Genomic DNA, 17,233 nt, shown 5'->3' on the forward strand with positions numbered 1-17,233 from the left:
TGTTAGTTAGAAAGGCAGGAATTTTCTATGGCAGAAAATCGAACGAGATCAGAGCTTAGAGAAGCAAAGAAGAAAAATAAAAAAAGCAAAACTAAAGGAAATCATACTTTATTTAAAAAGATCTTACTTGCAGTACTTATACTTGGAGTAGTTGGGATGGTAGCAGGAGGGGTCACATTTTTTGCTGTTGTAAAAGATGCTCCCCCACTTGATGAGGCTCTCTTAAAAGATGGAGCATCATCAAAGCTATTCGATAAAGATGGAAATAAATTTGCAGAGGTTGGACTAGAGAAAAGGACACATGTAACCTATCAGGAAATACCAAAATTGATGGAACATGCTATCATTGCAGTAGAAGATGTACGGTTTTATGAACATAATGGAATAGATGTAAAACGTTTAGTTGGTGCTGTTATCGCTAACGTACAAGATGGATTTGGAGCTGAGGGAGCAAGTACCATTACACAACAAGTTGTTAAGAACTCTTTCCTGACACCAGAGAAAACAATTGAACGTAAACTTCAAGAGCAATGGCTTGCTGTTCGACTTGAACAAAAATATTCAAAAGAACAAATCCTTGAGATGTATGTGAATAAAATTTATCTATCTAAAGTAAACTCTTACGGCCACGTATATGGTGTGGCAACTGCTGCAGAAGCTTATTACGGTAAAAAGTTAAATGAACTGGAACTTCATGAAGCAGCCTTAATTGCGGGTATGCCTCAAAGTCCAAATAACTATAATCCATTTAACCATCCAGAAGCAGCAGAAAAAAGAAGAAACATTGTATTAACGTTAATGGCGAAACATGGATTTATTTCAAACGAAGATGCTGAAAAGGCAAAGAAAATACCTGTACAAGAATCACTAGTACAAACAACGAAGGATCCAAATCCTTACGATGCCTTTATTGACCAGGTCATTAAAGAAGTTTCTGAGTTAGGAGATATAGATATTTCTACTGCTGGGTTAGAGATTCATACAACGTTAGATCCTGCAGCACAAACTCACGTAGAAAAAGTACTTGAGTCCAATGAGATTGTAAAATTTCCAGAAACAGAAATTCAGGCTGGTATTGTATTATTAGATACACAAACAGGTGAAATACGAGCAATTGGTGGTGGACGTAATTCCGAAGTTGCACGTGGATTTAACTTTGCAACTGCTATTGAACGTCAGCCTGGTTCAACAATCAAGCCAATTTTAGACTACGGTCCAGCCATTGAACACCTACAGTGGCCAACATATCAACAAATTGTAGATGAACCTTACAAATACGCTAGTGGTCAATCTGTACGAAATCACGACGGAAAATTCAAAGGACAAATGTCTATACGAGAAGCGCTCGCTGATTCAAGAAATATCCCTGCAATAAAAGCCATGAAAGAAGTCGGCGCAGAACGTGCAGGGGAATTCGCTGAGAAACTTGGCATTTCGTTTAAAGGAGCTGTGCAAGAATCCTATGCTATCGGTGGATTTGACGGTGTCTCCCCTATGCAGCTTGCTGGTGCATTTAGTGCATTCGGTAACCGAGGTCAGTATAATAAACCTCATACCGTAACGAAAGTTGTGTTTATGGATGATACAGAGATAAGCTTAAAACCAGAACCAGTAAAAGCAATGAAAGAATCTACAGCTTTTATGGTTACTGACATGATGAAATCTGTTGTAACGTCTGGTACGGGAAGAAGTGCCGCTGTATCTGGTCTTCCGATTGCAGGTAAAACAGGTACAACAAACTTTGATGCAAAAACAAAAGAAAAATTTAATATTAAATCTGGTGGAGTTCGCGATATTTGGTTTGCTGGCTATACCCCACTCTATACCGCTGCGGTTTGGACTGGATATGAAGAAACAACCGAAGAAAATTATATTCTAAGTTCTAAAGAGAAAGCCTTAGCGAAGGAAGTTTTCAGGTCTGTTATGGAGGAAGTCTCTAAAGGTAAAGAAACGCCTGACTTTAAAAAACCGAGCAGTGTGGTTCTAGTAGGGGTAGAAAAAGGTTCTAATCCACCTAAGCTACCGAGTGAATATACTCCAAAGGACCAAATTGTAAAAGAATATTTCATTAAAGGAACTGAACCAACTGAAGTATCCGAAACTTACAATAAGCTCGATGCTGTAAGTGGCTTAACGATCAATTACGATAACGAAAAAGGTGAAGTAACGTTAAAGTGGGATTATCCAGAAGATAAACGCGAAGGCATCGTATTCGAGGTTCAAGCGTCAGTGGATGAAGGTCCATTTACACCAATAGGCACTGTGAAGGAATTAGGCTTAATTATGAAAGATGCTATACCAGAAGCAATATACACATTCACAGTTACTGCACTGAGGGAAGAAGATTCTGAAAACCGAAGTGACCCAGCCCAAATTACAATCACCATCCCAGCTAAAATTGAGGACGAAATTGACATTATCCCTGGTGACGATGATGATAACGAAGATGATGGTGGTGAAGATGATGGTGGAGATGACGGAAATGGTAACGGCAATGGTGATGGAAATGGCCAAGGAAATGACAATGGATTACCCATTGGAATAGGAGTAGTTTTACCTAAACGATAGAATTATTAAGCAATGGCTAGTGAAATGCTAGCCATTTTTGTTTACAAAAAAAGCTGTGATACAACAATAATGTTGTAATAACAGCTATTTTTTTTGCATGAAAATAGATTTATGAAACTGTTTATTTAACTCATCAAATAACTGCGTTAATTGAATAAACGAATGATAATGATCTGGGGCATTTAAAATATAAGTTAAACGTTCAACGCAATTTACTGGCTTAATTTTTAAATTGGTTATAGGTTCTTCAAGTTGATTAACAGATTGAACTGACTTTTCATTTGTCCAATATACTGCCATAAAGAATAATGAGATACAATTGAGAGCAATAGGTTTTGCTTCTTTTCTCTTTCTTGCACTAAATAGATCAGTTAATTTTTGCCTATCCTTTTCCCATTCCTTTAAGATAAACGGTAAGCTCTCTTCACGAGATTCCCATGGCTTATAATGATTCGATTCAAATTGATCTAAAAGATCATATATAAATGGTGATTGTAACACATCCGATAATTGATTGTTATACTCAAATTCAATATTATTTGAAGAATAAAAAATGGAAGGATAATAGGTTGAAGGTAATGTAATATTAACTAATTGCTTCAACGTTCTTTACTCCCTTCATTCTCTTATGCCCTTCTCTACATAAGTCTAACAAAGGGCATTCCTTACAATTGGGATTTTGTGCTTTGCAATGATAACGCCCGAAGAAGATTAAACGATGGTGCGTATCTGACCATTCTACTTTTGGAACTTTCTTCATTAGCGTCTTCTCTACCTCTAAGACAGAGTCTTTCCATTTACAGATACCTAATCTCTTACTAACACGTTCAACATGTGTATCTACAGCAATTGCAGGTTCACCAAACGCGACGGATACTACTACGTTAGCTGTTTTTCTCCCAACACCAGGCAATTTTGTTAATTCATCCCGATCTTTCGGTACGATTCCATCATACTCACTTAGTAGTAACTGACTTAGCTTTCGAATATTTTTTGCTTTATTACGAAATAAGCCAATTGAACGAATGTCATGTTGTAATTCTTCCTCTGTAACAGCTAAATAATCTTGTGGTGTTTTATATTTTTCAAACAAACCTTTTGTTACTTTATTTACTAGTACATCCGTACATTGAGCAGATAATGCAACTGCAATTACTAATTCGAATGGATTCGAGTGATTGAGCTCACAATGCGCGTCTGGAAACATTTCTCCCATCGTATCTAACACATATCGAATTTGTTGTTTGTTTAACATCCCCTCACCCCTTCAAACTAGCGTTATTTATGAATCCCTTTAAATTGATTTTGTCTAATTCTTTCGCCATGTCTGTTTGCATCTTCAACAGATTTAACACCATTTTTCTTCCAATCAAATAAGATTCGATCTATATATCGAAAGTTCATTTTTCCTGATAGCACTGCTTCTTTTAATGCTGCTTTAATGATGATAGGTTCATGATTTTCTTGATCTAGCCATATTGACAATGTTTCAATTTCAATTGGAGATAACGGTCTACCAAATTCCTGTTCAAAGATAGAGTAAAGCTTTGACTCCAAGGTTCTGCGTTCAAGCTGATTCTCTTCCTTTGTATCCTGAAAAAATAACATCATCATTTTTTCCCATAAAGGTCGTAATGAGTACCTTTCTCCACGAACTCCAGCAATATCTCGATCCTCAATGGATAAAAATCCTTTTTGCATCAATTTTCTCAAAATTTCTATACACTTGTCCACAGAAATGGTCATTTTTGATGCAATTTCATCAGGTGTGGGAAAAGAAATTCCGCTCTCAATATAGGAATGAACGTGAAGAATAAGAATTAATTCACTCTCTGATAACCCTAGTCTTGTATAGTTATTAAGAAGTTGACGTGGAATGGCTACACTTCCTTGTTCATACCACTCAATCATTTTATCCTTTTTCAACCATTTCACCTCTTCAATTACTTTTATAAACAATTAGAAAAAGACCTTCATTGCTCGTGATACGTTACATGCAAGAAAAGTCTTTTATTTAGATGGATAGCATATAGATTTTCGATCACTTTTTCATTATAGCATGTTCTATTGTTCAATGGTTGAAATTCAAATAATGGAAAAAAGCTCTCTAGGTGAGAGCTTATCCTCTTTTTTATGGATACAAACGATTTAACAATCTTGGGAATGGAATTGACTCACGTACGTGCTCTACTCCACTTATCCATGCTACTGTTCTTTCAAGACCTAATCCAAATCCTGAGTGAGGCACTGATCCAAATTCACGAGTTTCAAGGTACCATTTATATGCACTTTCTGGCAGATCATGTTCCTGTATTCTTTGCTTTAAAAGCTCATAATCATGAATACGTTCAGAACCACCAATAATTTCTCCATATCCCTCAGGAGCAATTAAGTCAGCACATAATACAACATCTTCACGTGTTGGATGTGGTTGCATATAGAACGGCTTTAAAGCAGTAGGATAATTCGTGATAAATACTGGTTTATCATAACTTTCTGCAATAGCTGTTTCGTGTGGAGAACCGAAGTCGTCCCCCCATTCAATATCCGTGAAACCTTGATCTTTTAAGAATTGAATCGCATCATCGTAGCTGATTCTAGGGAATGGAGCTGTAATGTTTTCAAGCTTACTTGTATCACGCCCGAGCACTCCAAGCTCAAGCTTACAGTTATCTAATACTGATTTTACAATAAATGCAACGTATTCTTCCTGAACTTTTAAACTATCTTCGTGTTCATAAAATGCCATCTCAGGCTCAATCATCCAAAACTCAATAAGGTGTCTTCGCGTTTTAGATTTTTCTGCACGGAATGTAGGTCCAAATGAGAATACCTTACCTAATGCCATTGCAGCAGCTTCCATATATAATTGTCCACTTTGAGATAGGTAAGCATCTTCTTCAAAATACTTCGTATGGAAAAGCTCTGTAGTTCCTTCTGGTGCACTACCAGTTAAAATAGGAGGATCTACCTTTACAAATCCGTTATTGTTAAAATACTCATATGTAGCACGAATAATTTCGTTTCGAATTTTCATTACTGCATGCTGTTTTTTTGAACGTAACCATAAATGGCGGTGGTCCATTAAAAATTCAGTACCATGTTCTTTTGGTGTGATTGGATAATCAACTGATCCAGAAATCACTTTAATTTCCTTTACACCTAGCTCATATCCAAAAGGAGAACGTTCGTCTACTCTTACTTCCCCTGTTACATATAAGGATGATTCTTGAGTAATCGACTTTGCTGCTTCGAATACTTTTTCATCTACTTCATTTTTAACTACAACACCTTGAATAAATCCAGTACCATCACGTAATTGTAAAAAAGCAATTTTACCACTAGAGCGTTTATTTGCAATCCATGCTCCGATAGTTACATCTTGTCCAACGTATTTTCCAACTTCTGCAATCGTAGTTTTCACAAATCTTTCCTCCTAAAACATAAAAAACCTTTTCAATATGTAGTCATTATATACTAACAGTGCATTTTGCCTCAAGTAAAGAAAAAACTGATGCAAAAAACTGAATTTCTATTTTGAAGTCCAGCGATCACATCAGCTGATCTTTCGCGTTTTATTTATTCATTTTTCTGTTCATAAATGATTGTATACGTTCGATTGCTTCTTCTAATATAGATAATGAAGTTGCGTATGATAAGCGTACATAATCATCTGCGCCAAAACCAGAACCAGGAATTAAAGCGACTTTCTCTTCATCAAGGATTGCCTTAACCATGTTATCTACAGAATCGAATCCAGCCAATTCAGCTGCTTTTGAAACATTGGCAAAAAGATAAAATGCGCCTTGTGGCTTTAGACAAGAGAATCCAGGAATTTGAATGAGCTTATCATAAATAATTGTTAATCTTTCCTCAAAGGCGTGTCTCATCGTTTCTACATCATCTTGTGGCCCAGTATAGGCAGCTATCGTCGCGTATTGTGCGATGGAAGTAGGGTTAGATGTGCTATGGCTTGCAAGGTTGGTCATTGCGCCTATTATCGCCATATTCCCCGCTGCATAACCAATTCTCCACCCAGTCATTGAATGCGACTTCGATACACCATTGATGATAATGGTTTGCTCCTTAAAATCAGGTGATATTTGAGCTATAGATGTATGGTGATTTTCACCGTAAATAAGCTTTTCATAAATTTCATCTGAGACAATTAATAATCCATGTTCAAGACACACTTCACCAAGCTTTTGTAACTCCTCTTTACTATAGATCATCCCAGTTGGATTACTTGGAGAGTTAATAATCACAGCTTTCGTTTTATCTGTTATTACCGATTTAAGCTGCTCTGGTGTAATTTTAAATGAGTTAGATTCTAAGCCTTCAACATAGACAGGCTTTCCTTCAGCTAACTTTACTTGCTCAGGGTAGCTCACCCAATAAGGTGTTGGAATAATAACTTCATCACCTGGATTTAAAATTACTTGAAACAAGGTATATAGTGCATGCTTGGCACCATTACAAACTATAATTTCTTTTTGGTTGTATGAAATATTTTGATCTTTTTGAAACTTTTCGATGATTGCTTGTTTTAATTGACTTAATCCACCTGTTGGAGTGTATTTCGTATGTCCTTCTTTCATGGCCATAATAGCAGCCTGCATGATATGCTCAGGAGTATTATAGTCCGGTTCACCTGCTCCAAGACCAATTACATCATGACCTTGCGCTTTTAATTCTTGTGCCTTTGCTGTAATTTCTAGTGTTGTGGAAGGTGTTAATGCTGCAACACGATTTGCCAACTTCATTCCCTAAAGTCCCCCTTATAACGTGTACCTTTTGATAAATTGACCATCCTTAAAGGTTACATAATAATAAGAATAACGATTTTGTTCATCTAAATAGATAATTTCCCAAATTGGAATATTTTGTTCAATTCCAAGGTTTACAGCTTTAATTTCTAATGGATTTCTTTCGTCCTTTACGATTCCAATAGCCTCTTGTGCAGTTATGCCTTTTTCAGGATTTACTTCTATAATATCTAACTTCTTATTATTCGGTACACAAACGATATGTTCTTCTCCGTCTATTTTTCCATGAACAATTGTATAAGACTCATTACCATTAAAATAAGTAACATCTAGTATTTCTATGTTAGGTACTTCTTCTTTAGCTTGTTCAATTGCTTTTGAACTTTGCTTATAGCGATATTCAAAAGCATTTTGATATGTATGTACTCCGAACCAAATGAAAACACCAAATAAAATAATACCGAGAAAAATCCACTTCTTCATATCCCAAATCCTTACGTTCTATATATTGTGAAGATTGCTGTCTCTTGGTCTTTTTCGTCAAGAGCGAGGCCAAACATTAAATCTTCTCTTTTTAATGTTCGATTTAAGCTATCAACAATTTTATATAAGTCCGAAGAGTGTTTGATTCGAACAGTTGAAAGTATTTCAATTTTACTCTCCATTTTCATTTCCTCCACCAACACAAATTTTGTTAAACATATGTTTAGTTTATAAAGGTAATAATACTAGTACAGACAACAAGAAAGTTCTTGTTGCTACCACTCACTATTATAACAGTTAATTTAGTAAAACCGTACATTCAACACTTTTTCATATTAAAAATTTTCTCCTACCCACATTGTACAACCTGATGCAACATGCACCAGGTTTTTTTTATAGCCATCTGTTAACTAATGATGTTGACTTCTGCGTTTACCACGGGAGTGGTGTACCTTAGTAAAGTCTCTTACTACACCCTTCCACTATAATCAACTGTGCTTCAAATAAACTCAACATAGATATTAAACTTAGCCTTTTATAAATTGGAGCTTACAGACGGTTTAAACTTTCAACGGACAAAGTTATGACTTCATAATTGTCTTTTTTACACTTGACAGTTACATTTCCAAACTGTTTTGTGTAATAAATATCGATCCATGTAGATTGAAGTCTTTCTAGAACATCTGCACTAGGATAGCTATTTCGTCTTTGAAAGATAATCGCTACTTGTGGATCTACTTCCTCAAGCAGTCTCTGGGATGTACCTGTCTTTTTAGCGAATTCAGCTACCTTAAGGATATTTACATCTTTAAGATTAAATTTCTTTGTTAATTCAAGCTCTTGCGATTCATTTGCATTTGCCATAAATAAAAATCGATGCTCACCATATTTAAGTAAAAGATCCATGCCCTTATTTTCTTGATCAATTTGAAGTACTTGTATTGACAAGCCAAACTGTTCAAAATCCTGATCCCCTTCTTTCCATTTGTTATTAGGAATATTTACAGAAGGTAGAGCAGCATTTTCTGAAAGAAAAGGAATAATTACATGCTGTATTTTATATTGACTAATAAGGTAATGAAGGTTTCCCATATAATGAGGATCTAGCTTTGTCAAAACAATGGTATTTATTTGAGTTATTCCATAAACATCAAGATATTTTTTCAACTCAAGTTGTGATTCCTCGTGCCCAGAATTAATCAATAGCCCTTCTCCTTTTTCATTTTGCACTAATGTCGCTTCTCCATTAGACAGACTTAGAAAGGTTATGGCCACCTCTTCATTATTCAATTTTAAGTCAACTTTCTCTATTTCAGTTGGCACTTCCCTGCCTTGTTCATAGCCAGTAAGTAAAAAAAGGCAACAGTAAGCATAAACAATAAATATACATGCTTTTCTCATGCTATCCCTCCAAGGTGGTCTAGCTTTAGAGTACTCAATTTCAGGAAAATTATCATGTTGCCGAATTTATTTTTTTATCGCTTTTCATCGATATTCTCTTCAAACAACGTAAGTTTAAGGCTCTGTTAAACAATAATGTTGTACGTGGAAGGTACTCGCTTTCCTTGGTGCTATGGGAGCATTCGTCGCTAAACTCCTACATGAGTCTCACGAGTCATCTACCCCACTTCTCCCAACAGGAGTCTCGATCTTCCACTACAATCAACATATAGCTAAAAATCACCACTATACTTTAACAAAGCCTAGTTTAAAAATTCCTCAAGATGAACCAAAAGCTTTGACAAGCTTCCTTTTTTCACAGATAAGGTAGGAAGTGAATCAAGGAACTGTCTTCCATACCACGTTGTCACAATCCGTTTATCAAAAACAAAGACTGTACCCTTATCTTGTCTCGAGCGAATAAGTCTACCAAAACCCTGCTTAAATCTTAAAATTGCTTGAGGTAAAGAAAGATCAGAAAATGAGTTTCCACCATTTGCTTCTATTTCTCTTGCCTTTGCTTCGAATAAAGGCATACTAGGTGGAGTAAAGGGTAATCTTACAATGATGAGACAGTTTAATGAATCACCAGGAAAATCTACTCCTTCCCAATAGCTACTAGTTCCAAATAAAATCGAATGCTCACTTTGGATAAATGTTTTTGAGAGCTTTGCACGACTTCCACTAGTAACACCTTGACCTAATAATGTAATCCCATCGTCACCAAGCTTATCTTTTACGGTGTAAAAGGTCTTCTTCAACATATCGTACGAGGTAAATAACACAAGCATTCTACCTTTGGTTACCTTTGCAATAGCAGAAATATGAGTTGAAATCGCATAAATATATTCTTCTCCAGTTACATCCTTCACATTTGGTAGGTCTGTTGGAATTAACACTTGGGCTTGTTCCTCATAGTTAAACGGTGATAATAGTGAAATACAGGTTGGATTAAAATCATTCAGTCCCAGTCGAGCTTTAATATAAGTAAAGGTTTGTTTTGTTGTTAATGTTGCAGATGTAAGGATGACACTCTTTTTCTTCCCAAATAGGTTATCTGCTAACGTATCAGAAACAAACAATGGTTGTTCGTATAGATAGGTTGAATTAAGAGCTCCTTTTTCTTCCACTTCAATCCATGTCACTCGGTTATCATTCTCACCGAAAAATAATTGATTTAATGTTAATTTCCAACTCAGCATGGTTTCAGCAATTTTTTGTAATTCAGATAAAAGGAAAGTTACTTGAAAGCTTCTATCTAGCATTTCATGTTCCATTTGCTGGCTCATTCGTTCAATTTCTCTTACACCTTCTGTAATCGTAAATTTAATTCGATCAATACACTCTAAGATGGCATTCCATGTGGAACCCTTTTCCATCCCACTTTGAAATGTGTAGCTTCTACGCCCATTATCTCGACTTTCCTTACTTGTTTTCTCTAGCACAAAAGATCTCAACATTCTAAATAAGTCATCCATTTCCTCTTTTAGGACATTCTTCTTGTCTTGCAGCATTTGTATATAGGAACTTATTTGGACATCTTTCTTTTTACATATTTTATACAAACTACTGATAATACCGGCATCATCTTTATTCCCTAGACGCCCTAACGTATAGTGAATCGTTACATAATCAAGTTGCTTGCCTAAATATTCACTTACGACATCTTCAAGGTGATGAGCCTCATCAATAATGACTTCATTATAGGAGGGAAGAGTTTTCTCATCAATCAAGTCTCTGCAAAATAGTGCATGATTTGTAATAATAATCTGAGCCTCTTCTGCACGTGTCTTGGTATACCGATAGAAACAGCGTGATTGCCACGGATCTTTATGATTTTTTTCCTCAGGGAAATCTGTCGACAATTTATCCCATAATATGTGTCCACCAGAGGGTAAATTAATTTCATCAATATCCCCAGTAGAAGTCTCCGTTAACCATACTAGTATTTTTGCTTTTGTTAAATTACTGTCATAGTTATTGTCAACTTGTTTCAGCTGAGCTTCAAATCTTGATAGGCTTATGTAATGACTTCTTCCTTTTAAGGTTACTGCTGTAATATTAAATGGAAATAACTCAGTAATGACCGGGAAGTCACGCTCTATAAGCTGATTTTGAAGCTCTACTGAATATGTACTTATTACAACGGGTCTTCTAGTGGTAAGACTATGAATCACAGCGGGGATAAGATATCCAACAGTTTTGCCTAGTCCTGTTCCCGCTTCAATGACACAATGCTCATGATCATGAAAAGCATTTTGGATAATATCCATCATTTGTAATTGCTCACTACGAAGCTCACCATGTGAAAAAAGCCTCTCAGTCATAACAAAATCTCGAAAAAGCTGCCGTATGCTTGAATATGAGAATTGTCCTGAAACTTGATCTTGAGGCTGGAATACTTCCTTCCTTTTCCTTAATGCAATTCCTCTATGTACATCAAACTGCAAAATATCTTCATGTTGTTTTTTTTCTTTTTGGGTTACAAGTTCTTCAATTAATTCCTCGAGATCACTTGTAAAATTAGCACTAATTGTAAGCAGTTTTTTTAAGGTTACGTACGGTAGTTCTTGTAATTTATCTAGTAATCTCCCTAACAACAACGCAGTAACTTCTGCATCACTATCTGCTTGATGCGGACGGTCATGATTAAAATTGAAATGCTCTGCTATACCACCTAATCTATAACTAGTTAACTTTGGAAATAAGAATCGAGACATTTCAACTGTATCTAGTACAGGGCCTAAAAACTGTTCATGTCCAGATTGTTTAAGCTCTTCTTGAAGAAAACTCAAATCAAATAATACGTTATGTGCAACGAAATAAGCATCCTCTAATAATTCAACAATAATAGGTGCAACTTCCTCAAAAAGAGGAGCATCCTCTAGCATTTTATCGTTAATGCCCGTTAATTGTTCAATAAACGGAGAAATAGGCTGATCCGGATTTAAAAATGTAGAATAGGTATGTGTTATTTCACCCTTCTCAAAAACAACAGCACCAAATTGGATGATTTTATCACCTTTTTTCGGAGAGTTACCAGTTGTTTCTAAATCAACTACAACAAATTTATTCATCATTACCACCTCGGTAATACTATAATAGCTAAACAAATCTTTATAAAATACTATGTAGCAATAGGATCAATTGTATCATACTACAATTATACATATATAAACTATTACCATTAGTATAGTGATTTCTAGTATATTTATTAAGGTTAAGGACTTTGTTAATAATGTTGATTTACTAAGAGGGCACTTGCCGGATACCACGGAAGTTGGTGAGCCTCCTCGTTGCTATTCTCCTGCAGGAGTCTCACCTGTCTGGCTTCGAACGCAGGAGTCTCGCACCCTTCACTAATCTAAAAATCAACACTGTACTTTAACAGAGCCAAATTAAAAAGGAACCTCATAATAAGGGTTCCTAGGGTTCGTTAATTTATGATTACATAATCGTTGCAGCAGGCTCATGAGATAGTAAATCGACAATTTTATTATTTTCACCCATAATTGCTACTTTTGGGTGATGTGTTGCTACTTTTTCTTCCGGTACTAATGCATATGAGATGATAATTACAACATCATCTACTTGTACAAGCCTTGCTGCAGCTCCGTTAAGACAACAAACTCCGCTACCTCTTTCACCAGAAATAATATATGTCTCAAAACGTTGACCGTTATTATTATTTACTATTTGTACTTTTTCATTAGCTACCATACCAACAGCATCTAATATATCTTGATCAATAGTAATACTTCCAACATAATTTAAATTCGCTTCCGTTACACGGGCACGATGAATTTTCCCATTCATCATTGTACGAAACATGTGAATATCCCCCTTGTCTCCTTCTTGAAGTGACAAACTATATATCAATAGTCATATTATCAATTAGTCTTACATTTGTAAACCTTATCGCACCGGCAATTAAAACCAATCCACTTAAAGATTGTAAGGGCTTTAAGTCTGGGAAGGTGTAAATTTCAACATAGTCTATAGAAGCACTTGAGTGTTGATTGATATATCTTTTCATCTCACTTTGAATTTTCTCACGGTTTTTCTCACCAGCTTTGATCAGCCCTTTTGCAAGCTGTAATGATTGAAAAAGGACAGTTGCATCTTTTCTTTCCTCTTCTAATAAGTAGACATTTCTAGAGCTTTTAGCTAATCCATCCTCTTCCCTAACCGTTGGAACAGGTACAATTTCAATTGGGAAATTAAATTGTTCAACTAATGATGTTACAACGGCTACTTGTTGTGCATCTTTCATTCCAAAAAATGCAAAGTGTGGCTGGACAATGTTAAATAGTTTGATTAACACAGCAGCAACACCATCAAAGTGTCCCGGTCGATTACTTCCACATAAAACATCAGCTAGACCCTTCACGGTAATGTGAAATGACATCTCCGTTTTATACATTTCTCTAACTTCTGGATAAAACAAAAAGTTTACTCCAGCTTGATTTGCTAACCTTTCATCTCTCTCTATATCTCTAGGATATCTGTCAAAATCTTCATTCGGACCAAACTGAAGTGGATTGACAAAGATACTCATAATGACAATATCTGCTTTCTTTCGTGCTTCTTCAACTAATGTTAAGTGTCCTTCGTGTAAGTAACCCATTGTTGGTACAAACCCTATAGTTTGACCGTCTTTTTTCAGTTGTTCAATTTTTTGCTGCATCTCTTTTATCGTCTTAATGATTTCCACTATTGTTTTCCCCCATATAAACTCAATAGCTCTTCTTCTTTCATCGTAAAAGAATGCTCTTCATTCGGGAATGAACTTTGTTTGACTTCATCTATATATTGAATGATCGCTTGTTTAACAGACGTATTAATATCTGTATATGTCTTAACAAATTTCGGTACTCTATCAACACCAAAATTGACTACATCATGGAATACAAGTACTTGGCCATCGACGTTCATTCCCGCACCAATTCCAATTGTAGGGATTGTTAATTCTTTAGAAATTTCCTCAGCTAATTGCTTGGGTACGCATTCTAATACTACCGCAAATGCACCAGCTTCTTCACATTTCTTCGCATCTTCAATTAATTTTCTAGCACTATCTGCGTCTTTCCCCTGAACTGCATATCCACCTAGTACAGCGACCGATTGAGGTTGCAAGCCAAGATGCGCCATTACTGGTATGCCACCTTTTGTTAGGAGTGAAATTAGTTCGATAACTTCTCCGGCACCTTCGAGCTTAAGGGCGTGTGCACCTGATTCTTGTATCATTCGTTTTGCATTTTGTAATGTATCTTCTTTAGAAATGTGATAGGACATGAATGGCATGTCTGTTACGATAAATGTATTTTTAGCTCCTCGTTTTACAGCCTTTGTATGATGAATCATATCGTCTACTGTTACAGGAATTGTATTTTCATATCCGAGCACTACCATTCCTAATGAATCACCGACTAAAATCAAATCAATTCCTGCTTCTTCGGCTAATTTCGCAGATGGAAAATCGTAAGCTGTTAACATCGTAATTTTTTCACTGTCACGCTTCATTTTAATAAATGTTTTTGTTTGTTTCATTTCTTCTCCTCCTTTTTAGAGAGGTAACAAATGAACCAATGTAAATAAAAAAACCCTTCTTATGACAAGAAGGATAATGGACATACTTACACTAAGGTTTCATTCATCCCTCTGTCCCAGTCCTCTTCGGATCAAGGCAGAACTATTCAAAATTTTTACTCAAGGAAACATTTTGCGGTGTAGTTCCAGTTAGGATACTACCCAAGTTTCTTTTTTATTATATCAATACATCTATCAATAGGCTATAACTGGTATTTATCGTTCAATTTCAATATCAGCTGAATGAATATAATGGACTGTCCCATGATCATCTTCGAGCATTAAGACCCCATCATCTGTTATACCTTTTGCGTAACCTGTGATGGTTCCTCGTAATGTACTGGCAATAATCCGTTTTCCAATGCTAATCGCATATGCTTCCCATAAGAGCTTAATAGGATAAAAGCCATTTGAAAGAAATTGTTCGTACAATTTTTCTAATTTCATAAGTACTGCTTGAATTAGCTCTGCACGATTTAATGTTGAACCATTTTCAATTCGAAGCGAAGTCGCTTTTTCTCGTAACTCTTCAGGGAAATCTTCCACACTTTGATTTACATTTATTCCAATCCCAATAATAATTGCATTTATTCGATCAGACTCAGCTTGCATTTCTGTTAATATACCTACAGTTTTTTTTCCATTGATTAAAATATCATTCGGCCACTTAATCTCTGGTTCTAGCTCTGTCATATCCTCAATCGCTTGTGCAACAGCTACAGCAGCGAGCAAAGTTAGGCCAGGTGCTTGTCCAAGTGGAATTCTCGGTCTTAGTATCGTACTCATCCATACACCTGAGAATTTTGGGGAATGCCATGTGCGATCTAGCCTTCCTCTTCCTGATAACTGCTCATCCGCTACTACAATTGTTCCTTCAGGTACATTATCGTAGGAAAGCCTATGGGCAATTTTTTGTGTAGATTCAACTGTCTCCTCATAGTGTATCGTTCTGCCAATATATTTCGTTGCTAATCCAAGTTGAATTTCATTAGACGTAACTTTCTCTGGCTTCATCATGATTCGATACCCTTTACGTCTAACTGCTTCAAGTTCATATCCTTCTTTTCTTAGATCCTCGATGTGCTTCCAAATAGCGGTTCTCGAACAGCCAATCGCTTCACTAAGCTTTTGACCGGAAACGAACTCCCCCTGTGCTTGTGTAAATACTTCTAATAGTTTCTCCCTTAAAGCCGATTGCACTGAAGTAGCCACTCCTTTATGTGTTCTTGCTTATTTTCTAGCTTACCATTTACGATTTCTTTCTCTATCTCATGTAGCGTTTTAGCTACCCATGGTCCTGGATTTTTCTTTCCCCATTCAATTATATCTCTTCCACTAATCACTAATTCCGTTCTTGAAGAGATTGGCAGCATATCAAACTGTCTCTTAACGTTTTGAACATGATCAGGAATTGAGTTCCCTAAAATTATGCTATTAACACGCTCTATTAAGATGCTAACTTCCTTACCATTCTCATATAAGGAGAATGGTTTCCACCCTATAGATTGAATTTCTTTAACACCATCCACGATAACCGCTGTTTCTTTCATAACTTTCGTAGGAAGCTTCCACGGCTGCAAAAATGTAAATGTATCCCTTACTTCAAGTAATAAACAAACTAGCGCCCACAGCTCAGATCTTGTTTGTAAGGAAGAGTAGCTTAACTCTGGCCACTTTAATAATTTCTCTTTCTTTTCTTCCAAGTTTGGTAGGTATATATCCAAGCCTGTTGCAACAAGTGATTGAATGGCTTGGTGACATGATTTACCTTTTATCAGTTTTTCAAATTCAACTGTTATACGTTCAACGGAAACATGCTGAAGTAACGCAGCATGTTTCGTAATGGCTTGATGGGTCCTCGTCTCAATTTGAAATGTTAACTGACTTTGAAAACGAAGTGCTCTCATCATCCGTAAAGCATCCTCATTAAATCGTTCATCGGCTTCACCAACAGTTTGAATCGACTTCTCCTCAATCGCTTTTTGACCTTCGAACAGATCAATAATTTTACCAGTACGATTCATCGCGATCGCATTCATCGTGAAGTCCCGGCGCATCAAATCTTCCTTTAAAGAACTAACAAACTTTACAAGACTTGGTCTTCTATAATCTAAATAGTCCTCTTCTTTTCGAAAGGTCGTTACTTCATAAGATTCACCATCTTGTATGACTACTACGGTACCGTGCTGCAAGCCAACAGGCACAGTCTTCTCAAAGAGGTTTATAACGTCATTGGGCAATGCTGAAGTAGCGATATCAATATCACCAATCGGACGATTTAAAAGGTAATCTCTAATAGAGCCTCCGACAAAATATGCCTCAAAGCCATGATCCTCGAGTCTTTTTATAATATTGCCAGCTTTCAAGAACATTGTATTCACGTGAGC

General features: G+C 36.2%; 15 protein-coding genes. 1 reads left to right on the forward strand and 14 read right to left on the reverse strand.

The features are described 5' to 3' along the window. The first annotated feature begins 27 nt into the window (after positions 1–27). A complete protein-coding gene (locus tag JR050_RS19340) occupies positions 28–2,568 on the forward strand; it encodes a transglycosylase domain-containing protein (RefSeq protein WP_239454493.1) in 2,541 nt (846 codons plus the stop codon). 84 nt (positions 2,569–2,652) lie between these two features. Here the strand turns inward: JR050_RS19340 and JR050_RS19345 are convergent, their stop codons facing one another. From JR050_RS19345 to JR050_RS19410, 14 genes are all read right to left on the reverse strand, one after another. After that, entirely contained in the window at positions 2,653–3,171 is a 519-nt protein-coding gene (locus tag JR050_RS19345; protein ID WP_204205304.1) for a YpoC family protein, read from the reverse strand. Next, a complete protein-coding gene (gene nth / locus JR050_RS19350) occupies positions 3,155–3,823 on the reverse strand; it encodes an endonuclease III (protein WP_204205305.1) in 669 nt (222 codons plus the stop codon). The genes JR050_RS19345 and nth overlap by 17 nt, the downstream gene beginning before the upstream one ends. 23 nt (positions 3,824–3,846) lie before the next feature. Next, positions 3,847–4,494: a DnaD domain-containing protein gene (locus JR050_RS19355; RefSeq protein WP_239454494.1), complete on the reverse strand. Its 648-nt coding sequence runs from the start codon at positions 4,492–4,494 to the stop codon at positions 3,847–3,849. 205 nt (positions 4,495–4,699) lie between these two features. Beyond that, positions 4,700–5,992, reverse strand: coding sequence for an asparagine--tRNA ligase (gene asnS / locus JR050_RS19360; protein ID WP_204205306.1), 1,293 nt, complete (start codon positions 5,990–5,992; stop codon positions 4,700–4,702). Positions 5,993–6,143: 151 nt separating this feature from the next. Continuing rightward, positions 6,144–7,331 carry a pyridoxal phosphate-dependent aminotransferase gene (locus tag JR050_RS19365; protein ID WP_204205307.1) on the reverse strand — a complete coding sequence of 396 codons (1,188 nt, stop codon included), beginning with the start codon at positions 7,329–7,331 and terminating at the stop codon, positions 6,144–6,146. Between the two features lie 15 nt (positions 7,332–7,346). Then, positions 7,347–7,817 (reverse strand): peptidase M4, encoded by a 471-nt coding sequence (locus tag JR050_RS19370; protein ID WP_204205308.1) that lies wholly within the window; start codon positions 7,815–7,817, stop codon positions 7,347–7,349. Positions 7,818–7,828: 11 nt separating this feature from the next. Further along, entirely contained in the window at positions 7,829–7,999 is a 171-nt protein-coding gene (locus JR050_RS19375) for a YpmA family protein (protein WP_204205309.1), read from the reverse strand. Between the two features lie 367 nt (positions 8,000–8,366). Further along, positions 8,367–9,218, reverse strand: coding sequence for a ComEC/Rec2 family competence protein (locus JR050_RS19380; protein ID WP_204205310.1), 852 nt, complete (start codon positions 9,216–9,218; stop codon positions 8,367–8,369). Between the two features lie 302 nt (positions 9,219–9,520). Further along, positions 9,521–12,337, reverse strand: a complete 2,817-nt coding sequence (gene dinG / locus JR050_RS19385) for an ATP-dependent DNA helicase DinG (protein ID WP_204205311.1) — start codon at positions 12,335–12,337, stop codon at positions 9,521–9,523. Positions 12,338–12,704: 367 nt separating this feature from the next. Continuing rightward, the gene (gene panD / locus JR050_RS19390; RefSeq protein ID WP_204205312.1) at positions 12,705–13,088 is read right to left on the reverse strand and encodes an aspartate 1-decarboxylase; all 384 of its coding nucleotides are present in this window, start codon (positions 13,086–13,088) and stop codon (positions 12,705–12,707) included. A gap of 37 nt (positions 13,089–13,125) precedes the next feature. Further along, positions 13,126–13,971, reverse strand: a complete 846-nt coding sequence (gene panC, locus JR050_RS19395; protein WP_204205313.1) for a pantoate--beta-alanine ligase — start codon at positions 13,969–13,971, stop codon at positions 13,126–13,128. Further along, a complete protein-coding gene (panB, locus tag JR050_RS19400; RefSeq protein WP_204205314.1) occupies positions 13,971–14,807 on the reverse strand; it encodes a 3-methyl-2-oxobutanoate hydroxymethyltransferase in 837 nt (278 codons plus the stop codon). The genes panC and panB overlap by 1 nt, the downstream gene beginning before the upstream one ends. A gap of 255 nt (positions 14,808–15,062) precedes the next feature. Beyond that, positions 15,063–16,046, reverse strand: coding sequence for a biotin--[acetyl-CoA-carboxylase] ligase (locus JR050_RS19405; RefSeq protein WP_204205315.1), 984 nt, complete (start codon positions 16,044–16,046; stop codon positions 15,063–15,065). Next, complete coding sequence (locus JR050_RS19410) at positions 16,031–17,218, reverse strand: CCA tRNA nucleotidyltransferase (protein WP_204205450.1); 1,188 nt, start codon at positions 17,216–17,218, stop codon at positions 16,031–16,033. The genes JR050_RS19405 and JR050_RS19410 overlap by 16 nt, the downstream gene beginning before the upstream one ends. Positions 17,219–17,233: the final 15 nt, after the last annotated feature.

Origin of the sequence: Bacillus suaedaesalsae, assembly GCF_016890225.1 — a bacterium.
GTDB classification, from domain to species: domain Bacteria; phylum Bacillota; class Bacilli; order Bacillales; family SA4; genus Bacillus_BS; species Bacillus_BS suaedaesalsae.